General features: G+C 63.4%; 26 protein-coding genes and 1 other RNA gene. 4 read left to right on the forward strand and 23 right to left on the reverse strand.

The annotated features are described in order from the left end of the window. Positions 1–32: 32 nt before the first annotated feature. From ftsZ to rsmI, 18 genes are all read right to left on the reverse strand, one after another. Positions 33–1,172, reverse strand: coding sequence for a cell division protein FtsZ (ftsZ, locus tag J2T57_RS04700; RefSeq protein ID WP_253475028.1), 1,140 nt, complete (start codon positions 1,170–1,172; stop codon positions 33–35). Between the two features lie 47 nt (positions 1,173–1,219). Continuing rightward, a complete protein-coding gene (ftsA, locus tag J2T57_RS04705) occupies positions 1,220–2,455 on the reverse strand; it encodes a cell division protein FtsA (RefSeq protein WP_253475031.1) in 1,236 nt (411 codons plus the stop codon). Between the two features lie 18 nt (positions 2,456–2,473). Beyond that, positions 2,474–3,265 (reverse strand): cell division protein FtsQ/DivIB, encoded by a 792-nt coding sequence (locus tag J2T57_RS04710; protein ID WP_253475034.1) that lies wholly within the window; start codon positions 3,263–3,265, stop codon positions 2,474–2,476. Then, complete coding sequence (locus J2T57_RS04715) at positions 3,262–4,200, reverse strand: D-alanine--D-alanine ligase (protein WP_253475037.1); 939 nt, start codon at positions 4,198–4,200, stop codon at positions 3,262–3,264. Before J2T57_RS04715 ends, J2T57_RS04710 begins: the two co-directional genes overlap by 4 nt. Continuing rightward, positions 4,197–5,096: a UDP-N-acetylmuramate dehydrogenase gene (murB, locus tag J2T57_RS04720; RefSeq protein ID WP_253475040.1), complete on the reverse strand. Its 900-nt coding sequence runs from the start codon at positions 5,094–5,096 to the stop codon at positions 4,197–4,199. Before murB ends, J2T57_RS04715 begins: the two co-directional genes overlap by 4 nt. Further along, positions 5,086–6,525: a UDP-N-acetylmuramate--L-alanine ligase gene (murC, locus tag J2T57_RS04725; RefSeq protein WP_253475045.1), complete on the reverse strand. Its 1,440-nt coding sequence runs from the start codon at positions 6,523–6,525 to the stop codon at positions 5,086–5,088. Before murC ends, murB begins: the two co-directional genes overlap by 11 nt. Then, positions 6,522–7,601, reverse strand: coding sequence for an undecaprenyldiphospho-muramoylpentapeptide beta-N-acetylglucosaminyltransferase (murG, locus tag J2T57_RS04730; RefSeq protein ID WP_253475048.1), 1,080 nt, complete (start codon positions 7,599–7,601; stop codon positions 6,522–6,524). The genes murC and murG overlap by 4 nt, the downstream gene beginning before the upstream one ends. Further along, entirely contained in the window at positions 7,598–8,782 is a 1,185-nt protein-coding gene (ftsW, locus tag J2T57_RS04735) for a putative lipid II flippase FtsW (protein ID WP_253475051.1), read from the reverse strand. The genes murG and ftsW overlap by 4 nt, the downstream gene beginning before the upstream one ends. After that, positions 8,779–10,137, reverse strand: a complete 1,359-nt coding sequence (gene murD / locus J2T57_RS04740; protein WP_253475054.1) for a UDP-N-acetylmuramoyl-L-alanine--D-glutamate ligase — start codon at positions 10,135–10,137, stop codon at positions 8,779–8,781. The genes ftsW and murD overlap by 4 nt, the downstream gene beginning before the upstream one ends. Further along, positions 10,137–11,219: a phospho-N-acetylmuramoyl-pentapeptide-transferase gene (mraY, locus tag J2T57_RS04745; RefSeq protein ID WP_253475057.1), complete on the reverse strand. Its 1,083-nt coding sequence runs from the start codon at positions 11,217–11,219 to the stop codon at positions 10,137–10,139. The genes murD and mraY overlap by 1 nt, the downstream gene beginning before the upstream one ends. Before the next feature lies 1 nt (position 11,220). Next, a complete protein-coding gene (locus J2T57_RS04750; RefSeq protein ID WP_253475060.1) occupies positions 11,221–12,573 on the reverse strand; it encodes a UDP-N-acetylmuramoyl-tripeptide--D-alanyl-D-alanine ligase in 1,353 nt (450 codons plus the stop codon). Further along, positions 12,570–14,084, reverse strand: coding sequence for a UDP-N-acetylmuramoyl-L-alanyl-D-glutamate--2,6-diaminopimelate ligase (locus J2T57_RS04755; RefSeq protein WP_253475063.1), 1,515 nt, complete (start codon positions 14,082–14,084; stop codon positions 12,570–12,572). Before J2T57_RS04755 ends, J2T57_RS04750 begins: the two co-directional genes overlap by 4 nt. Beyond that, a complete protein-coding gene (locus tag J2T57_RS04760) occupies positions 14,081–15,802 on the reverse strand; it encodes a peptidoglycan D,D-transpeptidase FtsI family protein (RefSeq protein WP_436262683.1) in 1,722 nt (573 codons plus the stop codon). The genes J2T57_RS04755 and J2T57_RS04760 overlap by 4 nt, the downstream gene beginning before the upstream one ends. A gap of 62 nt (positions 15,803–15,864) precedes the next feature. Then, positions 15,865–16,134: a cell division protein FtsL gene (gene ftsL / locus J2T57_RS04765; RefSeq protein WP_253475066.1), complete on the reverse strand. Its 270-nt coding sequence runs from the start codon at positions 16,132–16,134 to the stop codon at positions 15,865–15,867. Continuing rightward, the gene (rsmH, locus tag J2T57_RS04770; protein WP_253475070.1) at positions 16,131–17,081 is read right to left on the reverse strand and encodes a 16S rRNA (cytosine(1402)-N(4))-methyltransferase RsmH; all 951 of its coding nucleotides are present in this window, start codon (positions 17,079–17,081) and stop codon (positions 16,131–16,133) included. Before rsmH ends, ftsL begins: the two co-directional genes overlap by 4 nt. Next, positions 17,078–17,530, reverse strand: a complete 453-nt coding sequence (gene mraZ / locus J2T57_RS04775; RefSeq protein ID WP_253475073.1) for a division/cell wall cluster transcriptional repressor MraZ — start codon at positions 17,528–17,530, stop codon at positions 17,078–17,080. The genes rsmH and mraZ overlap by 4 nt, the downstream gene beginning before the upstream one ends. Positions 17,531–17,800: 270 nt before the next feature. After that, an RNA gene (rnpB, locus tag J2T57_RS04780) (RNase P RNA component class A) lies at positions 17,801–18,150 on the reverse strand. Between the two features lie 2 nt (positions 18,151–18,152). After that, positions 18,153–19,010 carry a 16S rRNA (cytidine(1402)-2'-O)-methyltransferase gene (rsmI, locus tag J2T57_RS04785; RefSeq protein ID WP_253475076.1) on the reverse strand — a complete coding sequence of 286 codons (858 nt, stop codon included), beginning with the start codon at positions 19,008–19,010 and terminating at the stop codon, positions 18,153–18,155. Positions 19,011–19,134: 124 nt separating this feature from the next. Between rsmI and J2T57_RS04790 the strand changes: the two genes are divergently transcribed. From J2T57_RS04790 to J2T57_RS04805, 4 genes are read left to right on the forward strand one after another with little or no spacing between them, the layout of a single operon-like run. Beyond that, positions 19,135–20,982, forward strand: a complete 1,848-nt coding sequence (locus tag J2T57_RS04790; RefSeq protein ID WP_253475079.1) for a penicillin-binding protein activator — start codon at positions 19,135–19,137, stop codon at positions 20,980–20,982. After that, complete coding sequence (locus tag J2T57_RS04795) at positions 20,979–21,332, forward strand: YraN family protein (RefSeq protein ID WP_253475082.1); 354 nt, start codon at positions 20,979–20,981, stop codon at positions 21,330–21,332. The genes J2T57_RS04790 and J2T57_RS04795 overlap by 4 nt, the downstream gene beginning before the upstream one ends. A 41-nt stretch (positions 21,333–21,373) precedes the next feature. Then, positions 21,374–21,973, forward strand: coding sequence for a phosphoheptose isomerase (locus J2T57_RS04800; RefSeq protein WP_253475085.1), 600 nt, complete (start codon positions 21,374–21,376; stop codon positions 21,971–21,973). Continuing rightward, the gene (locus J2T57_RS04805) at positions 21,970–22,551 is read left to right on the forward strand and encodes a BON domain-containing protein (protein ID WP_253475088.1); all 582 of its coding nucleotides are present in this window, start codon (positions 21,970–21,972) and stop codon (positions 22,549–22,551) included. Before J2T57_RS04800 ends, J2T57_RS04805 begins: the two co-directional genes overlap by 4 nt. An 18-nt stretch (positions 22,552–22,569) precedes the next feature. Here the strand turns inward: J2T57_RS04805 and J2T57_RS04810 are convergent, their stop codons facing one another. The 5 genes from J2T57_RS04810 to petA form a co-directional block, all read right to left on the reverse strand. Next, positions 22,570–22,977, reverse strand: coding sequence for a ClpXP protease specificity-enhancing factor (locus tag J2T57_RS04810; protein ID WP_253475699.1), 408 nt, complete (start codon positions 22,975–22,977; stop codon positions 22,570–22,572). A 60-nt stretch (positions 22,978–23,037) separates the two neighbouring features. Then, a complete protein-coding gene (locus J2T57_RS04815; protein WP_253475091.1) occupies positions 23,038–23,661 on the reverse strand; it encodes a glutathione S-transferase N-terminal domain-containing protein in 624 nt (207 codons plus the stop codon). 62 nt (positions 23,662–23,723) lie between these two features. Further along, positions 23,724–24,461 carry a cytochrome c1 gene (locus J2T57_RS04820; RefSeq protein WP_253475094.1) on the reverse strand — a complete coding sequence of 246 codons (738 nt, stop codon included), beginning with the start codon at positions 24,459–24,461 and terminating at the stop codon, positions 23,724–23,726. After that, positions 24,458–25,702: a cytochrome b gene (locus J2T57_RS04825; RefSeq protein WP_253475097.1), complete on the reverse strand. Its 1,245-nt coding sequence runs from the start codon at positions 25,700–25,702 to the stop codon at positions 24,458–24,460. Before J2T57_RS04825 ends, J2T57_RS04820 begins: the two co-directional genes overlap by 4 nt. Beyond that, positions 25,702–26,298, reverse strand: coding sequence for a ubiquinol-cytochrome c reductase iron-sulfur subunit (petA, locus tag J2T57_RS04830; RefSeq protein ID WP_253475100.1), 597 nt, complete (start codon positions 26,296–26,298; stop codon positions 25,702–25,704). The genes J2T57_RS04825 and petA overlap by 1 nt, the downstream gene beginning before the upstream one ends. Between the last annotated feature and the right edge of the window lie 68 nt (positions 26,299–26,366).

Here is a 26,366-nt window from a genome sequence, read left to right on the forward strand (position 1 = left end):
CTGCGAGTACCCGTTCACATATCTGTCATCCTTCAATCTGCCTGACGTCGCAGGAAAGCCGGGATGTCCAGGTAGTCCATATCGCCGCTGTCGCCGTACTTGTCGTTGGCCGCTTTCTTGCGAATGGCTGCCGGGGTTTCCAGCTCTTTGTAGTCGATCTCGCCACTGGGTTTGCGGGCAACGGTACGCAACTCTGGCGCCTTCTGCTCGACCCGCGGTTGACCAAGACCCGTGGCAACCACCGTCACTCGCAGCTCGTTCTCCAGTTCCGGATCGATAACCGTACCCACGACCACGGTTGCGTCCTCGGAGGCGAATTCCCGGATGGCCTGGCCAACCTCGTCGAATTCCCCGATACCCATATCCATCCCGGCGGTGACATTCACCAGGATGCCGTTGGCACCGGCAAGATTGACGTCCTCCAGCAGCGGACAGGCGATGGCGCGTTCCGCGGCTTCACGGGCACGACCTTCGCCGGAGGCGGCGCCGGAGCCCATGACGGCCATACCCATTTCCGACATCACGGTGCGAACGTCGGCAAAGTCAACGTTGATAAGCCCTGGACGGGTGATCAACTCGGCAATACCCCGCACGGCGCCGAGCAGGACGTCGTTAGCGGAGCGGAAGGCATCGAGCAGCGTGAGATTTTTGCCCAACACACTCAACAACTTCTCGTTGGGAATGGTGATCAGGGAATCCACGCTGCGGGACAACTCGTCGATGCCCTGCATGGCGACGCGCATCCGCTTGGCGCCCTCGAAGGGGAACGGCTTGGTCACCACGGCCACCGTCAGAATGCCGAGTTCACGGGCGATTTCCGCAACCACGGGTGCCGCTCCGGTACCGGTGCCACCACCCATGCCAGCGGTGATAAACACCATGTCGGCACCTTCCAGCACCTCGGCGATGCGCTCCCGATCCTCGAGGGCTGCGTCACGGCCGACCTGCGGGTTGGCGCCAGCGCCAAGACCCTTGGTGATATTGGTGCCGAGTTGCAGCACCGTCTTGGCCGCCGTGTTCTTGAGAGCCTGGGCATCGGTGTTGGCGCAGATGAAATCCACACCGTCGATATCGGCGGACACCATGTGCTGCACGGCGTTGCCGCCGCCACCACCGACACCGATCACCTTGATAACCGCGCTCTGGCTGAAAGAATCCATGAGTTCAAACATTGGTCTGTCTCCTATCCTGCTGCTCTGTGACTCGATTCCCGCGGGAATCAGAAATTGCCCTTGAACCATTGCTTCATACGTTCCAGCACGGCATTGAAGCCGCCTTCGGTCTGCAGTTCGCTCAGCTGCTGACCGCGGTTGTTGGCGCCGAAATGCAAGAGGCCGACGCCGGTTGAGTAAATGGGGTTACGCACGACATCTGCCAGGCCGGTGACGTTCTGGGGAACGCCAAGCCGGACCGGCACATGAAAGACTTCCTCGGCAAGATCGATGGCGCCCTCCATCTTGGAGCTGCCACCGGTGAGGACGATGCCCGCAGCAATCAGGTCTTCGAACCCGCTGCGCCGCAGTTCCTGGTGAACCAGGGTCATGAGTTCTTCGTAACGAGGCTCCACCACCTCGGCGAGGGTCTGTCGCGACAAGCGCCGTGCCGGTCGATCACCCACTGACGGCACTTCGATGGTCTCTTCCGGCCCGGCCAGCTGGGACAACGCGCAGGCGTACTTCACCTTGATCTCTTCGGCGTGCTGGGTGGGCGTGCGCAGGGCAACCGCAATATCGTTGGTGACCTGGTCACCGGCGATGGGAATGACGGCGGTATGACGAATCGCGCCCTCGGTGAAAATGGCAATGTCGGTGGTGCCGCCACCGATATCCACCAGGCACACGCCCAGCTCCTTTTCGTCATCGGTGAGCACCGCGTGACTCGAGGCCAGCTGCTCGAGGATGATGTCGTCCACTTCCAGACCACACCGCCGGATGCACTTGACGATGTTCTGCGAGGCGCTGACTGCGCCCGTGACCATGTGCACCTTGGCCTCAAGGCGAACACCGGACATCCCGATAGGCTCGCGTATGCCCTCCTGGGTATCGATGACGAACTCCTGGGGCAGGATATGCAGGATCTTCTGATCGGCGGGAATGGCCACCGCCCTGGCCGCGTCGATGACCCGCTCTACATCCGCGGCCCCCACCTCCTTGTCGCGGATGGCCACGATGCCGTGGGAATTGAGGCTGCGGACATGACTCCCGGCGATCCCGGCATAGACAGAGTGAATCTGGCAGCCAGCCATCAACTCGGCCTCCTCCACCGCGCGCTGGATCGACAGCACGGTGGACTCGATATTCACCACCACACCTTTCTTGAGGCCACGGGAAGGGTGGGATCCGATACCAACGATATCGATAGCCCCGTCAGGGTCCACCGAACCGACAATGGCAACCACCTTCGAGGTCCCGATATCCAGGCCTACAAGCAGGTTGTGATCGGTTTTCTTCGACATCCTCCAGTCCTCTCGCACTCAGTTGTTGTCGCCGGAGCCATCGGCCCAGCGAACGGCGAATCCGTTGGGGTAACGCAGATCTACCGCCAGCAAGTCCTGATCGCTCCGCGCTCTCAGGTCGTTCAGCGCATTAATGAAACGCCGCAGCCTTTCATCCGTCTCATGGCGACCGAGTTCCAGGCGAACGCCATCGACCAACTCAAGCCGCCATGACTCCCGGGCATCCAGCGTGACGCTTTGCAGCTTAAGGCCAACCTCGGCAAGGCGCGGACCCCATTCCCGGTAATGCTCGCCGACTTCCTTCGCGCGTCCGTCCGGCCCGTGCAATTCCGGCAGCCCCTCGGGCCAGGTCTCTGCCGGTGGACGAAACACGATGTTGTCCGCAGAAAGCAGGCCATCGTCATTCCATTGCGCCACGGCCCGGTGCTCCCGGATGGTGACCTGCAGGGTGGCGGGCCAGATGCGGCGGACTTTCGCCGTGCTGACCCAGGGCAGCGTTTCCAGGGACTGCCGGATGGCGGCGATGTCCAGCCCCCAGAAGCCCTGTCCCAGCAACGGATCCAGCGCCACGCGCAGGTCCGCCTGGCGGACATGCTCCAGACGGCTGTCGAAACGAACCGACTGCAGCGGGAACGTATCGGGAGCGCTGAGGTAGCGGTAGCCATAGACGCCGCCGGCGCCAATCCCGCCGATGCCCGCCACGACCACCACCACCAGTCCCAGCTTCGCGAACCCGGCCGCGAACCGTCGAAAGCGCGCTGGCTGCGGCTGGCGGGCATTGGGTCTTGCTCCACGCCGCGGCGCCCTCATGACGACTGCTCCGGCAAGGTGGTGGCGAGTATCCGCAGCACCAGTTCATCGAAATCCATCCCTGCGGCTTTTGCGGCCATAGGCACCAGGGAGTGATCGGTCATCCCCGGAATAGTGTTCACCTCCAGCAACCAGAAAGCGCCATCGGCATCACGCATGAGGTCCACGCGGCCCCAACCGCAACCGTCAACCGCACGGAACGCGGCCAGCGCCAACTGCTCAAGGGTCTGCATGGCGTCGTCGGGCAAACCGCAGGGGCAGTGATAGCGGGTATCTGTGGCCTGGTATTTCGCGGCGTAGTCATAGAAGCTCCGCGGCGTCTCCAGGCGGATTGCCGGCAGCACCTGGTCGTCGAGAATCGAGACCGTGTACTCCTCGCCGGCAATCCATTGCTCGATGACGATCTCCCGGTCGTATCGCAAAGCCAGATCGCAGGCCGCCGAGAGTTGCTCTGGCGAATCCACCTTGGCCATGCCGATGCTCGATCCCTCGCGGGCGGGCTTGACGATCACCGGTAGCCCCAGGGCGTCCGTGACGGCCGACAGGTCCAGACCGGACTCGTAGGCGACAAAGGCGGGGGTTGGCAGACCGGCACCCTGCCAGACCCATTTGCTGCGCAGCTTGTCCATGGCCAGCGCTGAGCCCAGCACGCCAGCCCCGGTGTAGGGCAGGCCGAGCAGTTCAAGTCCGGCCTGCACCACTCCGTCCTCACCACCGCGACCATGCAGGGCGATGAAGACCCGGTCGAAGCGGTCTTCGGACAGGGTCTGAAGCACGTTGCGATCCGCATCAATGGCGACCGCATCCACGCCCTGACGTCGCAGCGCCTCATGCACGGCAGCACCGCTTTTCAGCGACACCTCGCGCTCGGCGGACCAGCCACCGAGAAGGACGGCGACCCGTCCGAATGTCCGGTTGTCCGCAGGCAGCGTCATGACCGCGCCTCCCCGATCATGTGCACCTCGGGGTGCAGGCGGACACCGTGGGTGCGCTCTACCACGGCCTGGACGTGGGCGATGAGTTGTTCAATGTCCTCCGCCGTGGCACCACCAGCGTTGAGGATGAAGTTCGCGTGCTTCTCAGACACTACTGCGCCGCCGATGCGATGCCCCTTCAAGCCCGCAGACTCGATAAGCCGAGCGGCATGATCCCCTTCCGGATTTCGGAACACCGAGCCACAACTGGGCTTGCCGATGGGCTGGGTCGCGGCGCGGGTAGAGAGCAATTCCCGAATACGCGACATGGCTGCATCGCCATCACCCGGCTGCAGCTGCAGCATTGCCCCAAGGAACCACTCCTCCGTAGGCCGCGTCACTTCCCGGTAGGCAACAGCGTAGTCCTCAACCGGGCGACGACGGATACGGCCACCGCGATCGACGGTTTCTACCCAGTCCACCACCTGCCAGGTCTCGCCACCAAAGGCGCCGGCGTTCATGGCCAGGGCACCGCCCATGGTTCCAGGAATACCGGCGAGGAACTCGGCACCCACCAGACCGTTGCGGGCGGCGAAGCGGGCTGCCTTGGCGCAGGCCACGCCGGCGTCGACCCAGAGTCGGTTGCCGGCCAGGGTGCGCAACTCGGTCAGTCCCGGCTGCAGGAAGATCACGGTGCCGCGCAATCCGCCGTCGCGTACCAGAAGATTGCTGCCGAGCCCGCACCAGTAGAGCGGCTCCGACTCCGGCAGCATGGCCAGGAAGCGGGCAAGGTCATCACGCCCTGCAGGCCGGTAGAACCGATCCGCCGGACCGCCCACATGCCATGTGGTGTGCCGAGACATGGGCTCCGCCTCGAGAAGCTGACCCTGCAGGTCGGTGCTGCGATCAGCTGCCATGGGCACCTCCCTGCAGCAATCGATCGGCGACACCACCGATGCTGCCGGCCCCCATGGTGAGGAGCATGTCGCCATCCCGCAGGACGGCTGGCAAGGTACCGACCAGTTCATCCATGCTGGCCACGAAGACCGGATTCACCTTGCCACGGGCCCGGATGGCACCGCAGAGATCGCGGGCATTGGCACCGGCGATGGGCTCCTCGCCAGCGGCGTAGACGTCCGTCACCACAAGGGCGTCCACGTCGGACAGCACCCGGGCGAAGTCCTCGAACAGCTCCCTGGTCCGGCTGTAGCGGTGGGGCTGGAAGGCAAGTACCAGACGGCGGTCCGGCCAGCCGTCCCGAACGGCCTGGATCACCGCAGCAAGCTCGCTGGGGTGGTGGCCGTAATCGTCGATGATGCTGGCGAACCCACCGCCTGGCAGAGCCAGGTCGCCATACGACTGGAAGCGACGGCCGATGCCCTGAAAATCGGACAGGGCCCTGGCGATGGTTGCTCGTTCCACACCCAACTCGTCAGCCACCGTAATGGCGGCCAGGGCATTCAGCACGTTGTGCCGTCCGGGCAGATTCAACTCAACGGCGAAGGGCTCATCGCCGTTAATCCGAACGGTGAACGCGGTACGCGCGCCGGTCTGTGTCACATCTACGGCACGGACGTCCGCCGCCTGCTCGATGCCATAGGTCCGAACCTGCCGCGTGACCTCCGGCAGCAGCTCCCGCACGTTGGCGTCATCCAGACACATCACCGCCAGCCCGTAGAAAGGCAGGTGGTGAAGGAACTCCAGGAAGGTGGCCCGCAGACGCTGGAAGTCGCCACCGTAGGTACCGAGATGATCGGCGTCGATGTTGGTGACGATGGACACCATCGGCTGCAGATAGAGGAACGAGGCATCGCTCTCGTCGGCCTCTGCCACCAGGTAGCGCCCCTCCCCCAGCCGGGCATTCGCACCAGCACTGTTCAGGCGACCACCGATCACGAAGGTCGGATCCAGCCCACCATCAGCAAGCAGGCTGGCCACCAGGCTGGTGGTGGTGGTCTTGCCATGGGTGCCCGCCACCGCCACGCCGTACCGAAAGCGCATCAGCTCCGCCAGCATCTCGGCACGCGGCACGACTGGAATTCGCGCCTCCCTGGCGGCCTGCACCTCCGGGTTGCTCTCTCCGACAGCACTGGAAACCACCACTGCATCGGCCTTGACCACGTGGCCCGCCGCATGTCCGACATCGATGCGGACCCCCAGACCTGCCAGACGGCGGGTAACCGGGCTTTCCCGCAGATCGCTGCCTGAGATTCTGTAACCCAGGTTGGCCAGCACCTCGGCAATGCCGCTCATGCCTGCACCGCCGATACCCACGAAGTGGATGTGACGCACCCGACCCATGGCGCCAGGGCGCCCCTGCTCCCAGGCTTGTCTGCGGCTCGTCATGCGACCTCCAGACAAGCTTTGGCCACCTGCCCGGCAGCATCGTGCCTGGCCACGGTGCGGGACCTGGCGGCCATATCCGCGAGCAGCTCTGGCCGATGCGTCACGTCAGCCAGCACTTCGGCGAGACCTTCGGCGGTTAACGTCGACTGCGGCAACAGCCACGCGGCGCCTGCATCGGCAAGCACCCGGGCATTGGCCGTCTGATGGTCGTCCACTGCGTGGGGCAGCGGCACCAGCACCGCAGGTCGTCCGACGGCAGCCAACTCGCTGATGGTCAGCGCCCCAGCCCGGCAGACAACAAGATCCGCCCAGGCATAGGCCGCAGCCATATCATCAATGAAGGCCGTGATCTCGGCACTGACGCCATGCTGACGGTACGCGGCCTCTGCCACTGACAGGGTTCGGCTGCCGGCCTGATGCCGGACCACGGGCCGTTCATTCGTGGGCAGCAGAGCCAACGACGCGGGAACGACCTCATTGAGAATCTGCGCGCCGAGACTGCCACCCACCACAAGCACCTGTAGCGGCATGCCATCCTGACGACCGGACTGCAGGTTATCGGCCAGCGCCAGGATCTCGTCACGAACCGGATTGCCTACCACGATGGCTTCGGGACATGCGGCGAAAGCGCCCGGGAACGCGCAGAGCACTCTGCTGGCAACCCGGGACAACAACCGGTTGGTCAGGCCAGCGATGGCGTTCTGCTCATGAATCACGAGCGGGCAGCGCATTGCCCAGGCGGCAAACCCGCCGGGGCCCGACACATAACCGCCCAGACCAAGCACGCAGCGCGGCCGAACGCGTCGCAGCACACGCATTGCCTGCAGGACCGCTCGGGCGATGCGTAGCGGTGCCATCACCCACCCCAGCAGACCATTGCCGCGCAGCCCTGCGACCTGCAACCATTCAACTGGAATGCCGGCCTCCGGCACCACGCGGGCCTCAAGCCCTTTCTGCGTGCCAAGCCAGACCACGGGGACGCCCTCATCGATCAGGCGCCGGGCAACCGCGAGCCCCGGGAAAACGTGCCCGCCGGTGCCGCCCGCCATGATCATCACCGGACCCTGCGCCGTCATGCCGTCCTCCCGCGCCGGGATTTGACGGACACCTCGGCTGCGAGCCGTTCGTGCTCGGCACGCAGCACCAGGGCAAGCGCCGCAATCGTCATGAGCAGGCTGCTGCCGCCATAGCTGAGCAATGGCAGGGTCAGGCCCTTGGTTGGCACCAGCCCCATGTTGACGGCGACGTTGATGAAGCTCTGCAGACCGAACCAGATCGCCACCCCCCAGCAGAGGTAGGCGGCGAAGCTGTGCCCGGCCCGCATATTGGCGTAACCGATGGCAAAAATGCGCCAGCAGATATAGCTGTACAGTGCGATCAACAGGACCACGCCGATCAGCCCGAACTCCTCGGCGAGGACGGCGAAGACAAAGTCGGTATGCGCCTCCGGCAGGTAGAAGAGCTTTTGTACGCTGCCGCCAAGCCCTACTCCGAACCACTCGCCACGGCCAATGGCAATCAGTGACTGGGTTAGCTGAAAGCCCGTGTTGAACGGGTCCGCCCAGGGATTGGAGAACGACAACAACCGCTCCAGCCGATAGGGCGAACCGATAATCAGGGCCCACGCGCCGCCCGCTGCAGCGGTGACCAGCACGGCAAAACGCCAGAGGGGTACGCCGCCCAGGAAAAGCATGCCGAGGCCGGTGCAGCCAATCACGATGACCGCACCGAAATCAGGCTGCTGCAGGAGCAGCACACTGCAGACGCCAAGGAGACCGATGGGAATCAGGAAGCCCCCCATGGTTCGGCGAACCTGTTCGCCCCGGCGCACCATGTAGGCAGCGAGATACACCATCACCGCCACCTTCAGCACCTCGGAAACCTGCAGATTGAAGATACCTAGATTGATCCAGCGGACGCTGCCGTTCACTTCCCGGCCAACGCCGGGGACCAGCACGAGCACCAAGAGGCCCATGGCGAGCACGAGACCCAACGTTCCCATGGACTGCCAGATATCCAGACGCACTTGCAGGATCAACCAGCCCACGGCGAAGGCGATGAGCAGGAATAGCGATTGCCGCTCCAGGTAGTAGAACGGCGTACCCAGGTTGCGCTCCGCAAGGGAAATGGACGCCGAGGTCACCATGATCAGGCCGATCATTGCCAGCATGAGAATGGCCGTCAGCAGACGATAGTCCGTTTGCGGGAGGATGCTGAACGCATCGCGGCGCAGGACGGTTTCGGCGGCGGCGCTCATGCCTCACCCTCCGCAAGGACCAGGCGACGGAACTGATCGCCCCGATCCTCGAAGTTGCGGAACATGTCGAAGCTGGCACAGGCGGGCGACAGCAGGACGGTATCCCCGGGGGCTGCGAGTTGACTCGCGATGCGAACAGCGGCATCCAGCGACGCAGCCGATTCCGTGGGTACCCGGCCGCTCACCGCGGCCTCGATAAGTGTCGCGTCCCGGCCCATGAGCACCACGGCGCGCACCTTGTTGGTCAGGGCCGCTGCCAGGGGCTGGAAATCCTGACCCTTGCCCTCGCCACCCGCGATCAGGATCAGCGAGCCGGGTATACCAGCCACGGCAGCGGCCGTGGCACCCACGTTGGTGGCCTTGGAATCATTGATCCAGGCAACACCAGCATGCCGCGCAACCAGTTCCATGCGATGGGGCAGGCCCCGGAACTGCCGCAGCACTTCGAGGCAAACCGCTATCGGTGCGCCAAGGTCAGTTGCAAGGGCGATGGCCGCCGCACCGTTCAAGAGATTGTGCCGACCCTGCAGCTGCATCTCGGAGAGGGCCACCAGCCGTTCGTCGCCACGGAACAGCCAGCAGTCGTTATCCGTCTCGAGCAGGCCATAATCGTCGACTGACCGGGGCGCACTCTTACCAAACCAGACAGTACGGCGGCCCCTGATCGCCATGCGCCGAACCAGGGCGTCATCCCGATTGAGAACCATCAGGCCATTGCCACGGAAAATGCGCGACTTGATGTGGGCGTATGCATCGAGACTGTGATGACGATCCAGATGATCTTCGCTCACGTTGAGCACCACGGATGCCACCGGCTTCAGGGCATTAACGGTTTCCAACTGGAAACTGGACAACTCCAACACATAGGCATCCGGAGCCGGTGCATCCCGCAGCAGATCCAGTGCCGGCGTGCCCAGATTGCCGCCTACGGCCACATCGAGGCCCGCTGCCTGGAGCATCTGGCCCACCAGGCTGGTCACGGTGCTCTTGCCGTTGGATCCGGTCACAGCGATGACCGGGGCATTCACGGCCTCGGCGAACAACTCAAGTTCACCGATAACCGGCACCCCGGCCGCAGCGGCTGCAGCAACCGCAGGGGTCTGCAGGGACACGCCAGGACTCAACACCACGCGTGCCGCGCGATGCAGACAATTCGCATCCAGACCGCCCATGAGCAGGGCGTGCTCGGGCAGCAAGCGCCTGGCCTGATCTAGGCCCGGGGGAGATTGCCGCGTGTCCATGACGGCAAGCTGGTAACCACGCGCATGCAAATAACGCAGGCAGGCCGAACCGGAGACCCCGAGGCCCACGATCACGGTCATCTCTGCGTTGTCATTGGTCATTGCAGCCTGCATCAGCGAATCTTCAGTGAAGCCAAACCGATCAGCACCAGAATCACGGTGATGATCCAGAAACGAACGATGACCCGCGGCTCGGGCCAACCCTTGAGTTCGAAGTGATGGTGCAACGGTGCCATGCGGAAGATACGGCGGCCGGTCAGCTTGTAGGACGCCACCTGGAGGATCACCGAGACTGTCTCCATGACGAACACACCCGCCATGATGAACAGCACCAGCTCCTGACGAACCACTACTGCGAGCACGCCAAGGGCGGCTCCCAGGGCCAGTGCGCCCACATCGCCCATGAACACCTGGGCGGGATAGGCGTTGAACCACAGGAAACCCAGCCCTGCACCCACCAGCGCACCGCAGAAAATCACGACCTCACCAACGCCGGGCACGAACGGGATGCCAAGGTAGCTGGCAAAATTGAAATGCCCGGATGCGTAGGCGAACACCCCAAGGGCCCCGCCAACCAGCACCGTGGGATTGATTGCGAGCCCGTCCAGCCCGTCGGTCAGGTTCACGGCATTGGATGTTCCGACGATAACGAGATAGGCCAGTGGGATGAACAGCAGGCCGAGCTGAATGCTGACATCCTTGAAGAACGGGATGATCAGCGTGGTCTCCACGGCGTTCTCGGCGGTAACGTAGAGCACCACCGCCGCGGTCAGCCCGATGACCGACTGCCAGAGATATTTCTGTTTCGCAGGCAGGCCACGGCTGTTGGCGTAGCGCAGCTTCAGATAGTCGTCGACGCCACCCACGGCACCGAAGGCAAGGGTTGTCAGCAGCACGATCCAGACATAGCGATTGGCCAGGTCCGCCCAGAGAAGCGTCGCGGTGGCTACGGCAACCAGAATGAGCGCACCGCCCATGGTGGGCGTTCCAGCCTTTGAGAAGTGGGACCGGGGGCCATCCTCCCGCACCTGCTGCCCGATCTGGTAGCGGCCGAGGCGACGAATCAGGATCGGACCAACGATGAATGAGATTGTCAGCGCGGTGAGCACCCCGAGAATCGCCCGCAGCGTGATGTACTGGAAAACGCGAAAACCGCTGTGGAACTCCTCGAGCCAGCCAGCAAGATAGATCAGCATGTCAGCGCCCTCCCGCTTTCGGGGCGTCGCCGACCAGGCGTTCCACCACTTTGTCCATGCCACTGCTGCGCGAGCCCTTGACCAGCAGGGAGACGCCCGCAGTAAGGTCCTGCTCCAGCGCAGCGATCAGATCATCCCGGTTGTCGAAGTGACGGGCTTCGCTGCCGAAGCCCTTCGCCGCATGAAGACTGAGTGGCCCACAGGCGTAGAGCCGCCGCACACCGAGCTCCATCAGCAGGCGGCCCGCCTCCTGATGCAGACGCGGCGCGTCATCGCCCAGTTCCGCCATGTCCCCCAGGGCGACCCAGGGCTCGCCAGCACCGGCGATGAGAACCCGTGCGCCGGCTTCCAGCGAGGCTGGATTGGCGTTGTAGCTGTCGTCGAGGATGTCCGCCCCACAACGTGCGGCGCTTGGTCGCAGGCGACCGGCAGGGGGCTCGAAGCCCTCCAGACCGGCTGCGATCCGCTCGGCGGGTATCTCCAGGGCGACTGCCGCCGCCGTCGCAGCAAGCGCGTTGTAGAGGTTGTGCAGCCCAGGCACGGGCAGCATCAGTTCAAGCGTGTCGCCCGGCAACTCGATACGGCAATGCCCAGCGGGGGACAGGGCCCTGCCGCGCACCCGAGCGCCGCCACCCATACCGAAGTCTACGATCGTCCGTCCGGCAGCCAGCGCCATCCAGACGTGGGCATGGGGATCGTCGGCGTTGATCACCGCCACACCGTCCTCACCCAGCGCCTCATAGATTTCGCCTTTGGCCCGGGCAATGTTGGCGATGCTGCCAAAACCTTCCAGGTGGGCCGGGTTGGCGTTGTTTACCAGGGCGACATCGGGTCGGGCCAGCCCTGCAAGATAGGCGATTTCCCCCATATGATTCGCGCCCATCTCGATCACGGCATACTGGTCATCGCGGGACAGCTTGGCCAGGGTTAGGGGCACGCCCACATCGTTATTCAGGTTGCCTCGCGTGGCGGACGTTTTGCCGACACCGGCCAGGATGGACACCAGCATCTGCTTCACGGTGGTCTTGCCATTGCTGCCGGTCACGCCCACCACCAGCGGATCGGTCTCCTGCCGCCACCAATGACCGACTTTACCGAGTGCTTCGCGCGTATCGGCGACGACCAGCGCCGGCTCGAGGCCGTCGGCATGCTCAACCAGCACCCCGGCTGCGCCCGCTGCAAGGGCGTCGGCCGCATAGGCGTGACCGTCGAACCGGGGGCCACGCAGCGCGACGAAAAGACTGCCAGGGCGAGGCACCCGGGAATCCGTGGACAACCCACGAATGGTCACCGTCGGCCCCTGCAAGCCGGCCCCGAGCACTTCCGCGAGCCTGACGAGACTGGCTTCGATCATGTCGCCTCCTCGTCAAGCAACGCGGCCACGGTGCTGCGATCGCTGTAATCATGCCGACCGCTGGCATCGATCTGGTAATCCTCGTGGCCCTTGCCGGCAATCAACACCACATCTTCGGGCCCGGCTTCGCCAAGGGCGCGACGAATGGCCTGGGGCCGATTGCGGATCACGGGATGGTCGGCCTTGCGGAATCCCGCCTGGATATCGGCGACGATGGCATCCGGATCTTCGCCGCGGGGGTTATCGTCGGTCACAACCACGCGATGGGCGCCGGCTTCCGCCGCCGCGGCCATGAGGGGACGCTTACCACGATCCCGCTCACCGCCGCAGCCAAACACGCACCAGATCCGACCCTTGGCGTGTTCGCCCAGTCCCGCCAATGCAGCAGCCAGCGCTCCCGGCGTGTGGGCATAATCCACCACCACCAGGGGACGCCCGGGCGCCTTGAACGGCTCCATGCGGCCGGGCACGGCAACCAGTGAACACAGGGCTCGGCTGATGGCCTCCGGCTCCCAGCCGTCACCGACCAGGGTTGCGATGACCGCCAACACGTTCTCGGCGTTGAACCGGCCAAGCAATGCAAGGTTCGCAACCACCAGGCCGCTGGGCGTGATGACCTCCATGTGCAGGCCATCGGCAAGTGTGGCGAGACGCGTACAGACGACCTCGGCGCCTTCTTCGCCCTGCATCGAGTAGCCCAGCAGCCGCACCGCCGGCGACAGCTCCCGCCGCACCGAACGACCAAAGGCGTCATCAAGGTTGAGGACGGCGGTGCGCAGGCCAGGCATGCGGAACAGCAGTCGCTTGGCATCGCCATACGCCTTGACGGTGCCGTGATAGTCAAGGTGATCGCGACTCAGGTTGGTGAGAATTGCAGTGTGAAAACAGACCGCATTGGCCCGCCCCTGCGCCAGTCCGTGGGAAGAAACCTCGATGCTTGCGTGCTGCAAGCCCTGGTTACGGAAGTCTGCCAGCCATTCCTGCAGACTCGCCGCATCCGGCGTGGTGTGGGTGCCGGCCTGCAACGCCCCCACGCGACCGTGACCCAGCGTACCGATGACACCGCAGGGAGATCCGCCGGCGGTCAGCGCCTGGGCGAGAAACTGACTCACCGACGTCTTACCGTCGGTGCCGGTGACGCCATGCACGCGCACCGAGTCCCGCGACGGATCACCGAAGGCCCGGGCGGCCAACTCGCCGAGACGGACGCGCAAGTCATCCACCGCCACCAGGGGCACCCCGTGAGCAGCACAAAGTTGTTCCGCAACGGCAAGGTCAACACCCTCGGACGGCTCCCACAACACCAGGGCCGCCTGCGCATCCAACGCCTGGGAGAGAAAATCGAGGCCATGGAAGCGCTCGCCCGCGCAAGCTGCAAAAGCCCACCCCTCACGCACCCGACGACTGTTTGCCGACAGGCCGGGGACACGCACCTCGCCAACATCACCGGAAACGCCCTGCAGCAGCTGTCCCAGGGGGATACCGGACGCATGGGTACGCAGTGCATTCATTGACCAGCCCCTCTCATGGCGGCCATGGGGGGCGCTGGCTCATCGGCGTCCGGGCTGACGTTCAGCAGACGCAGCGCGGCACTCATTACTTCGGAGAAAACCGGCGCTGCAACCTGACCGCCGTAGTGCAGCTCACCCGCTGGTTCGTCGATCATCACCGTCATCACGAGGCGCGGACGACTGGCCGGTGCCATCCCGGCGAACCAGGCCACATAGCGGTCATCGGCGTAGCCGCCGGCAATGGACTTACGGGATGTACCGGTTTTCCCGGCCACTCGATAACCCGACACGGATGCGAGGCGCCCCGTGCCGTCATCCGCCACAGCCTGCTCCAGCATGCGCCGCACCGCCGCTGCAGTGCGGGCGGATATCACCTGCTCACCGGCGGGCGGCTCGTCAACACGCAGAAAAGAAGGCGACCTGAGCACACCATCGGCGGCAAGCGCGGCATAGGCGGCGGTCAGCTGCAGAGGCGTACTGGCCACACCGTAGCCAAAGGACAGGGTGGCACGATCGATCGAGGATCTCGGTGGCTCGACGGACAGTGAACCCGCCGTCTCGCCGGGAAAGCCGGCGCCGGTGACACGACCCAGCCCCACCCGCCCAAGCAGACCCCAGACGGCGTCCTCAGGCAGATCCAGGGCCAGCTGTGCGGCGCCAACGTTGCTTGACTTGCTGATCAGCGTGGCCAGATCGATACGGCCGTAATCACGTATGTCGCGCACCGTATGATTGCCGACGCGCATGGTGCCCGGGTGGGTATTGAGTGGGGAATCGACCTCGAAACGGCCACTCTCCAGCGCCGCCGCCACCGTGAATGGCTTGATCGTGGAACCTGGCTCGAAGGAGTCGGTGACTGCACGGTTGCGTCGCTCCGATGTCCCTGCGAGATGGCGGGCATTGGGGTTGAACGTGGGCTGGTTCACCATGGCCAGCACTTCGCCAGTCTCGGAATCGAGCAGCACCAGCGAACCACCGCGAGCGCCATGAGCCTGCACCGCCCGCTTGAGTTCACGGTAGGCCACATACTGCAGACGGCGGTCGATACTGAGGCTCAGATCGCGACCCGGCGCAGGTTCACGCAATTGCTCCACATCACTGATGACCCGCCCCAGCCGATCGCGCAGCACGCGCTTGGCCCCCGGGCGACCGCGCAACCAGCTCTCATAGGAGAGCTCAAGCCCCTCTAGCCCGACATCATCGATATCCGTGAACCCGAGCAGATGGCCGGCCACTTCGCCAGCCGGGTAGTAGCGGCGGAACTCGCGCTGACTGGCAACGCCCGGCAAGCCCAGCGACAGCACCTGACTGGCAAGATCCGGATTAACATGACGGCGCAGGTAGACGAACTCTCGGCCGGCCCGCTGCTCCAGCCGATTACGCAGCGTCGACACTTCCATGCCCAGCAGTTCCGCCAGGGCGGCAAGATCCGCACCGGACGACAGGAGATTGCCGGGGTGCGCCCAGATGGAATCCACCGGCGTGCTGATGGCGAGGGGTTCACCATAGCGGTCCTTGACCATGCCCCGGTGGGCAGGGATCGCCATGGTGCGCAGATGACGGCTGTCACCCTGGTGCTGCAGGAACTCATTGTTGACCAGCTGCAGATCCACGGCCCGTACGAGCAACGCTGCGGGCAGGCAGGCAAACGCCAGCAGCACCAGCGCATAGCGCCAGCGCAGCAGTTCCGGTTTTCCTCGCTCGCCCTTGCTGACCACGGCTACAATCGCCCCTGCTTTATTCAAGACCGGCCTTGATTCAGGTCGGCATTTGGCGCACCTCAGCGCCGGATAATCACGATCTCGTCACGCCCCGGGAGTTTCATGTCCAACTCCTCCCGCCCGATACGCTCCACCCTCCCGTGGGTCGCCCAGGCACCCTGTTCAAGCTGCAACATGCCCCACTCGGCGTTGAGCTGATCACGCTCCCGGTGCAGATCCTCAAGCTCGGCAAACAGACGCCGACCCTCGTGCTTGGCGTAGACCACGGCAATGCTGCTACCTACAACCGCCATCGCGAGACCGATGGTCAACAGGAGCTGCGGACTCACGAGAGCTTCTCCGCCACGCGCAGCATCGCGCTGCGCGCCCGCGGGTTGTCCCCAATCTCGACTTCGCCGGCCCGCATTGCCTTGCCGATACGACGCATCCTCGGACGCAGCCCCTCGGGGATCACGGGAATGTCGGGTGGCAGATCACGCACCCCCGAGGCCTTCTGGATGAAGCGCTTGACCATGCGATCCTCCAGCGAGTGAAAACTGATAACCGCAAGTCGACCGCCGGGAGCAAGCCAGTCACAGACGCCATCAAGAAACTGCTCCAATGCGTCCAGCTCCCCGTTGACCGCAATGCGCACCGCCTGAAAGGTGCGGGTCGCCGGATGCTTGTGACGCTCGGGCTTCGGGACCGCCGCGGCCACCAACGCCGCAAAATCCAAGGTACTGTCGGGCAACTCCCCTGCCTCCCGGGCCGCCACCACCGCCCGGGCGATCCTGCGGGCGAAACGCTCTTCGCCATAGGTCTTGAGCACCCGAACCAGATCACGCTCATCGACTTCCTGCAGCCAGACCAGGGCGCTGGGGCCGTGGGCCGGATCCATGCGCATATCCAGAGGCCCATCCCTCAAAAAACTGAAACCGCGCTCTGCGCGGTCCAGTTGCGGCGAGGAGACACCGAGGTCAAGTAAGATGCCATTCACCATCCCTGTGACGCCCTCCTCCCGCAGCCACTCCCCGAGATGGGAGAAGCTGCCATCGAGTATCCGGCAGCGGGGATCTCCGCCAAACAGCCGCCTGGCCTCGGCGATGGCATCGGGATCACGATCAATGACCCAGAGCCGGCCGTTCTCGTCCAGTCGCTGGAGAATGGCCCGGGCATGCCCACCGCGACCAAATGTACCGTCAACGTAGAAACCATCTGACTTGAGGGCGAGCCCATCCAGAGCCTCGTGCAAAAGCACGGATTCGTGGGATCCATTGGCGGCGGCTGCAGCATTCATAAGGAGATCGACTCCAGCCCATCGGACAGCTCGTAATCCTCGGCAGCTTCCTCCAGCCACTGGTCGCAACGCTGACCCCAGACCCCTTCGTCCCAGAGCTCGAACTTGTTGCCCTGACCGATCAGCACGACTTTCTTGTCCAGGGAGGCGAACTCACGCAACGGCGGCGGCAGCAGAATGCGGCCACTGCCATCGAGCTGGGATTCAGTTGCATGCCCCATGAGAAGGCGCTGCAATCGACGGGTCTGAGGCTTGAGGCTGGGCAGCTTCACGAGCTTCTGCTCGATGACTTCCCACTCCGGCAGGGGATACACCAGCAGGCAACGGTCGGGGTCGACAGTCACCACAACCTCGCCGTCGCAGCGCTCCACGAGCTTGTCGCGATAACGCGACGGAAAGCTCATGCGCCCCTTCGTATCGAGATTGAGATGTGCGACCCCTCGAAACACTCCGCGCCCCTATTCCCCTAAAAATTCCATTTTTCGCCACTTTTTCCCACTTCGAGACACTATAGGTAGCACCCCACGGGGTGTCAAGCAGAAAGGATGGGAATTCTTGCTGACACAACAAAGACTTACAGCACACAACGCCGTCGCTGGTGAGCGACAACCATGGGAGGGAAACTAATGAATATAAATCAGGGGATTAACAGTTTTTTCTAGAAGTCAAAGCGAAAGTCAGCCCTAACGGACTGTATCAGGGCGACAAGGAGAGAAAAAAGAAGGAGTCGGCCTGTAAGCCGGGTTCTGTCGAGGACAGTCATTCATCTGGAACATGCGTCACCGCATGCCTCAAGCGACCTACCCGGGAGCAGCGCGGGCCACGCCATTGCTCCCCTATTTGGTCTTGCTCCGAGTGGGGTTTACCGTGCCGCGGCGTGTTGCCACCCGCGCGGTGCGCTCTTACCGCACCTTTTCACCCTTACCGGCGCCTGTCGGCGCTTAGGCGGTTTGTTTTCTGTGGCACTTTCCGTGGGCTCACGCCCCCCAGGCGTTACCTGGCACCCTGCCCTGCGGAGCCCGGACTTTCCTCCACCGGCAATGCCGGCAGCGACTGTCCGGCCGACTCCCGTCAGCGATCATACGCGCCGCCGAGTTCGACAGCCAGCGCATACACCTCCCGCCTCGGCCGCTTGACAAGCTTCGCGGCGACACTCGCCGCCTTGGTCGGCGGCAGCTCCTCTAACAAGGCTGCCAGGAGGGTACGCAGATCCATGGCCCCAACGGTGCCATCATTCTCCGATTCCGGCGCACCGGCGATCACCAGTGTGAATTCCCCCCGCTGCTGATCAGCATCCCCCTCCACTTGTGTAACCAACACCTCCAGCTCGCCCCGCAGAACCGTCTCGTGCAACTTGGTCAACTCGCGTGCCACCACAGCCTGTCGGCGGGGGCCGAAAACGGCGCACATGTCACGCAGTGCGGCAGCGATACGGTGACTCGACTCAAGCAGCACCAGGCTACGCGACTCGTTCGTCAGTTGTTCGAGCCGCTTGCGACGGGCTCCCGGCTTCGCAGGAAGAAAACCCTCGAATACGAAGCGGTCACTGGGCAGACCGGCGACAGATAACGCGGCGATGACACTGCTTGGCCCGGGAATGGGCGAGATCCGGATTCCAGCCGCCGCCGCGGCATAGACCAGCCGATAGCCCGGATCGCTGACCAGCGGCGTCCCGGCGTCGCTGATCAGCGCGACACTGTCCCCGTCTCGCAGCCTGCGCACAAGCGTGTCGGCCCGGGATTGCTCATTATGCTCGTGCAGGCTGACCATGGGTGTGACAATACCGCAGGCCTGAAGCAGCCGGCCGCTATGGCGGGTATCCTCGGCGGCAATGACGGCCACGTCACGCAGGGTCTGCTGGGCCCGTCGGCTGATATCATCCAGGTTGCCGATAGGCGTTGCCACGATATACAAGGTGCCTGACACCATTCTCCCCCAAATCGGTTATTGCTAAACTGCGGCGTGTTGCGCCCTTCGATCACCGGGACGGTGCGCCGCCTCGACAACTACTGAGCCCCGGAGCCCCATGTCGCACGCCTCACGATATCGATTGATGCCTCGCGCCGCCATGCTGGCGGCGGTCGTTGCCCTGGGCGCCTGTACAGTGATGCCAACGGACCCGGAGCCCAGCCCCGAGCTGACCGAAGCGCTGGACGCCCGCGAAGCCGGAGACGTCGGTCGAGCCGCCCGCGCCTATGCTGACGCGGCAGCCGGAAAGCAACCACCAGACTCCGAGATCCTGCGACTGACCGCCGCCTGGTTCTACATCGAAGCCGGTGAAGTCGACACAGCCACCGAGTTGTTCGAGGCAGTGGAAACCGATGAGGACAGCCCGGAACTGCTGCTCGATCTCCATCACGCCGTGGAAGCCAGTCTGGCACTGCAGCGGGATGCGGTCGAGGAGGCATTGACGCTGGTGGGCGCCCGCCTGCCCTCGGAAACCGTCGCCGCCCGAAAGCTGCTGCTGGCCCGCGCACGCGGCCTCACCATGGATGGTCGGCTTCTAGACGCCGTCGAGGCCCGTGCGGCACTGGAGCCTCTGCTGCCGACGGACTGGGAGCGCGACAGCAACCGCGCGGCCCTATGGGACACACTGGGCGACGTCCCAATGGCGCGATTGCGGGAGATCATGCCGCCGCCGCCGGACGATTTCGGAGCCTGGGTCGAGCTTGAATTCCTCACCCGGGCGCAGCGCTTTGACCCGCCGACCCTGGAAGAATCCCTGCGTCTGTGGGAATCCCGCTATCCCGACCACCCCGCCGCTGATCGTGACTATCGGGCAGAACTGCTTGCCCGCCACCTGGAGGGCATCGGCTACCCCGAACGGATTGCCGTGCTGCTGCCACTGAGCGGCGACCTGGCCGATGCGGGCCGTGCAGTCCGCGACGGCATGCTCGCCGCATATTTCCACAGCGACGCCGAAGACCGCCCGGTACTCATCTTTCATGATGTTGGAGATGATGGAGAGGATCCCTGGGCTGCGTATATGCGGGCGGCCCAGGATGGTGCCGATCTCGTTATCGGCCCACTGACGCGCCCGGCGGTCCAGGTCTTCGCCGAGGCTCGGAGCCTGCCGGTGCCAGTGCTCGCCCTCAATGGCGCACCCGATGAGCTTCAGCCCCCCACGGGGCTTTACCGATTTGGCCTGCTTCCCGAGGACGACGCACGAGCGGCGGCAAGGTACGCCTATGCCAGCGGCCAACGGCATGTGGCGGTCCTTGTCCCCGATGGGGATTGGGGGCGTCGCGTCGGTCGGGCTTTCAGCGAAGAACTGGAGGCGGCCGGCGGCGTTGTCGTTGGACGACAAAGCTATTCCGAAAGCAGTCAGGATCACGCTTTTTCCTTGCGCAGACTATTCGCACTGGAAGATAGCGACACCCGGCGACGGCGGGTACAGGGGACTGTCGGCGGCACCATCGAATATGAACCGCGTCGTCGTCAGGACATCGACGCGATCTTCGTCGGTGCCTTCCAGGACCAGGCACGCGTCATTCGCCCCCAGATTCGGTTTCACCAGGGCACGACCCTCCCCGTCCTGACCACCTCGCATGCTTATGTGGGGCGGGTCAGTGACGCAGACAGCGACCTGGTCGGTGTGACCTTCTTTGATAGCCCGTGGTCGCTGGGGGAGTCGACCCCCGCGCCGGACCGACGCACCCTCGAGCGGATGCTTGGCGGTAATCTCGGCAACCATGGCGCACTCTACGGGCTCGGTGCCGACGCCTACCGGCTCATACCCCAGTTGCGCCGGCTGCGCGACGACCCGGCCCACCGAATAGACGGTGCAACGGGGACACTGTGGATAGACCAGACCGGGCACGTGCGCCGTGACCTGTTGCCAGCGCGCTTTCAGCGCGATCGGGTGGATGTGCTCGGCAACGGCACACTGACTACCCGGTGAGTACATCGCCAACCACGGATCGCGGCCTTGCGGCGGAAGCCATGGCTCGTGACTATCTGGAACGGCGCGGCCTGCAGACCCTGCATTGCAACTATCGTTGCAAGCTCGGTGAGGTCGACCTGATCATGCAGGATGGCGAAGAACTGGTATTCGTCGAAGTGCGCTACCGCGACAGCAATAGCCATGGGGGTGCCGCGGCCACCGTGACCCCGGCAAAACAGCGGCGCCTGATTCGAACAGCCAATCACTACCTGCAGCGCCACGGGGTGGATTGCCCCTGTCGCATTGACGTCGTCGCTATCGACGGCGATCACCTGGATTGGCTGATCAGCGCCATTGAGGAATGCTGAGCGGGAGCTGGCAGCGGACACAATCGGAGTATTCTGACACCATGGAATTCCACGATCGCGTGCTTCGGCACTTTCACGACAGCATCCATGCCAAGCAAAGATCCATGGATATGCTCCCCGACGACATCGTCCGGGCATCCAGGTTGATGGTGGAAAGCCTGCAGAACGAGGGGAAGATTCTGAGTTGCGGAAATGGTGGGTCGGCCGGCGACGCCCAGCATTTTTCATCCGAATTGCTGAACCGGTTCGAGATGGAGCGCCCTGGCCTGCCCGCCATGGCGCTGACCACCGACAGTTCCACTTTGACCTCCATCGCCAACGACTACAGCTACGAGGAGATTTTCTCCAAGCAAGTCCGGGCGTTGGGTCACGCCGGCGATGTGCTTCTGGCGATCAGCACCAGCGGCAACTCCGGAAACGTGATTGCCGCAATCCGAGCAGCCCATGAACGGGACATGCGTGTGGTCGCACTCACCGGGAGAGATGGCGGGGACATGGCAGAGCTTTACCTGCCCGGGGACGTCGAGTTGCGCGTTCCGGCTGACGTCACCGCCCGGATTCAGGAAGTCCATCTGGTACTGATCCATTGCCTGTGCGACCTGATCGATCAATCGCTGTTTGGCACGGACCAGCACCCATGATTCGCCTCTGGCCCATAGCATTCCTGCTCGCGGCACTGCTGGTAGTCGGCTGCGCGCCATCCCGGGTTGCCGAGCAGTCGGCCGACGCCCCCTCGGGCGCTGAACGAAGCTTCTCCGAGGTACTGGCCGACCAGCGACTGCGTGGACGGATTCAGGGTTTTATTCTTAACGACAATGAACTGCTGGATCGTGCAAACGTCAATGTCACGGTCTTCAATCGCGTTGTTCTGCTGACTGGGGAAGTGCCGAATCGGGATGCGGGGATGCGACTTGCCAACTTCGCGCGAAGCGATAGCAATACCCGCCACGTATACAACGAACTGGTCGTGGCCAACCTGAGTTCGGCGTTCTCACGCAGCCAGGACCGCATGATCTCCACGGCGGCCGGCGCACGACTGATGACGCTGAACGACCTACCGGACAACTTCGACCGGGACCGGATTCGTGTCGTAACGGCGCGCCAGCGACTTTTTCTGCTTGGTGCTGTCACCCGCGAGGAAGCAGACATCATCACGGATGCATTGAGGCGTGTACGTGGTGTGCGTGAAGTCGTCCGGATGTTCGACTATCTGGATTAGCCGGAAAAACCAGCGTGCCTACTTGACCACCCGAAGGTTCGGCCGCTTTGCCGAGCGCGCCGGCGTGTCATCGTCGCTGCTGTCTTCCTGTCCGCCATTGGGTGGTTCAGGCTGGTCGTCGTCGGTAAACATCATGCCCTGGCCGTTTTCCCGGGCGTATATCGCAATCACCGCCGCCGTGGGCAGATTGACATCCCAGGGCGTCCCACCAAACCGCGCATTGAAGCAGATGTCTTCCTGCCCCAGGTCAAGACCACGCACGGCACGGGGTGAAATATTCAGCACCAGGCGCCCGCTGTCATCCGCGAAGTCGGTGGGCGCAACAACGCCTTCCCGGCTGGCATCAACCAACAGATAAGGCGTCAGCCCGTTGTCGATGATCCAGTCATAAAGCGCCCTGATCAGATAGGGCCGGCTGGATGTCATTGTCATAAGAACAAAAACCCTTGCTGGATAATCCGGACAGCTGATCTTATGCGAATCAGGCTAACCGCGCATCGTCCGCTCGGCGTCACTCAAACTGAGCTGGAAGCCCTCTCGCGCAAACATGCGTTCGACATAGGCGACCAGTGCAGGCGAGTCATCACCCAGGTCGATACCGTGACGCGGCAGGCGCCACAGCAGCGGCACCAGTGCGCAATCCATGACGCTGAGCTCTTCACTGAGGAAGAAATCGGCCACGGTAAACAACTCATCACTGGCAATCAGGCTCTCGCGCAGTTGCTTGCGTGCCCGGTCCGCGGCCGCTCGCGTTCCGCTCTCGAGATCCGCGAGCAAAGTGTACCAATCCTGCTCAATGCGATGCAGCGCGAGGCGCGCCTTCGCTCGCGAGACGGGATCGACAGGCATCAATGGCGGATGCGGAAATCGCTCATCCAGATACTCGACGATGATCCGTGTGTCGTAAAGAGCGAGATCCCTGTCCACCAGGGTCGGAAGGCTGCCGTAGGGGTTGAGTTCGGCAAGCTCTTCCGGCACCTGATCAACTGGAACATGATGTATATCGGCCGTGATGCCCTTCTCCGCCAACACGAGCCTGATTCGGTGGCTGTACGGACAGGTTGCCCCGGAATAGAGGGTCATTACGGACCGTTTGCTGACTGCTACCATTAGGCGCTCCAAGTGAGTGCGATGCGGAAACGGCCCGGACGAATGTCCGGGCCGCTTACGTGTCAGTGCACGTCCTTCCAGTACTCGCGCTTGAGCAGGTAGGCAACGCCGAAGAAGATCAGAAGGAATATGATCACGCGGAAACCGAGACGCTGACGCTCGGCCTTGACTGGCTCTGCCACGTAATCGAGAAAGTTCGTCAGGTCCCGGGTCATGGCCCGGTACTCGGCGGCACTCAGGATACCTGCCGCACTCGATGGCAGTTCCAGCCCGGCAACCACCATTGAGCCGTTACGCTCCTCGTAGACCGGCTCAGGCAGACCCTGCAGCGATTGCAGTACATGCGGCATGGAGACACCGGAAACCACGAGGTTGTTGACTCCCCACGGCTGATTGTCGTCGCGATAAAAACTGTTCAGGAAAGTATACAGCCGATCCGCACCCTGAGCCCGCGCGTAGAGCGTCAGGTCAGGTGCCGCGGCGCCGAACCAGTCTTCCGCGTCTTCGCTCGACATCGCATTCCTCATGGTGTCGTGCACTTCCGTGTCGGGCGTGAAGATCAGGTACTCCTGCAACATCTCGTCGCTGATCCCGAGATCCCGACCAATGCGGTTATAACGCATCATGTGGGCTTCATGACACGCCATGCAGTAGTTAACGAAATGCCTCGCTCCCCGCTGCAGGGACTCCGTATCAAACGGATCCACATCAGCGCTCATGTAGCTACCGGAAGGCCCGGCAGCGTTGATGGCACCCGCGGGGACGATGGCCAGCATCATGCACAGTATGAGTCGTCTCATTTCATCGTCACCCGTTCTGGTACCGGCTTCGTCTGCTCGAGATTAAAGAACGTGTAGACGAAGAGGAAAATGAAATAGCCGAAATAGATCAGCGTACCCACTCGCGAGAGGATGATGTTCCACGACCCGGCCGGCTCCGTACCCAGCCAGGTCAGCAGCACGAAGGCTGCGGCGAACAGCCCCAGGGCGATCTTGAAGCTCAGGCCGCGATAGCGGATCGAGCGCACCCGACCCCGGTCCAGCCAGGGCAGGAAGAACAGGATCACGATGGCGGCCCCCATGACCATCACGCCGCCGAAGGTATCCGGAATACCGCGCAACATGGCGTAGTAGGCGCCGAAGTACCAGACCGGCGGAATATGCTCCGGCGTGACCGTCGGGTTCGCCTCGACAAAGTTCGGTGGCTTCAGGAAGTAGCCGAAGAACTCGGGCATGAAGAAGACCACCACGGAGAACAGGATCAGGAAGCCTGCATAGCCGGCCAGATCTTTCACCGTGTAGTAGGGGTGGAACCGGATGCCATCAAGAGGCTTGCCATCCGGCCCCTTCTTTTCCTTGATCTCGATGCCGTCGGGGTTATTGGACCCGACCTCATGGAGCGCCAGGATGTGGGCCACGATCAGGAAGATCAGCGCCAGTGGTAGGGCCGCCACGTGCAGGGCGAACAAGCGGTTCAGCGTGATCTCGGAGATCACGAAGTCGCCGCGCACGAACATGGCGAGTTCCGGACCGATCACGGGGATGGCGCCGAACAGGGAAATGATGACCTGGGCACCCCAGTAGGACATCTGACCCCAGGGCAGGATGTAGCCAAAGAAGGCCTCAGCCATCAGCACAACGTAGATCAACACGCCGAAGATCCAGAGCAGCTCGCGCGGCTTCTGGTAGGAGCCGTACATGAGCGCACGAAACATGTGCAGATAGACAACCACAAAAAAGGCGGATGCCCCGGTGCTATGGATGTACCGCATCAGCCAGCCGTAATCCACATCACGCATGATGTACTCGACGGATTCGAAAGCGCGATCCCCGGCCGGGATGTAGTTCATGGTGAGCCAGATACCGGAAATGAGCTGAATGACCAGTACCAGCAGTGCCAGCGAACCGAAGAAATACCAGAAGTTGAAGTTCTTGGGCGCGTAGTAATCGCCCATGTGCTCCCGCCACATTTTCGTCAGCGGGAAGCGATCGTCAATCCACCCGATGACGCCACCGCCACTGCCGGCTCTTGTCTCACTCATCAGGCAGCCCCTCCGTTATCTTCACCCACCAGCAAGGTATTCTCGTCGATGTAGTAGTGCGGCGGCACTTCCAGATTCAGCGCGGCCGGTACGCCCGTGTAGACGCGGCCGGCGAGATCGAAGAAGGAACCATGACAGCCGCAGTAGAAGCCGCCCCTCCACTCGCGGTCCACACCCGAGGGCCGCTCATCCGGCCGAAACTGGGGCGAACAGCCAAGGTGCGTGCAGATACCCACCAGCACCATCACTTCAGGCTCCCGGGAGCGATGCCGGTTACGCGCATATTCGGGCTGCTGCCCCGAGGAAGAGTCGGGATCGCGAAGCTCGGAGGCAATTTCCTCGAGCGCCTCGAGCTGCTCCTCGGTGCGACGAAATACCCACACAGGGCGCCCCCGCCAGGACACATTGATGAGCTGCCCCTGCTCCAGGCCGGTGACGTCGATCTCCACCGGTGCACCCAGCGCCTGGGCGCGTGCACTCGGACGCCAGTAGGTAAGGAACGGGACCGCTAGAAACGCTGCGCCTACACCCCCCACGACCGTAGTCGCGGCAGTGAGGAAGCGGCGTCTGCCGTTAGCCGCGCCATCCTGATTCATGTACGACCCCCTGATTGGGTTAAGACAAACGGACCGGATTTGAAAGACGAACAGCGTTCGGTAGGACT

The organism is Natronocella acetinitrilica (assembly GCF_024170285.1).
GTDB lineage: Bacteria > Pseudomonadota > Gammaproteobacteria > Nitrococcales > Aquisalimonadaceae > Natronocella > Natronocella acetinitrilica.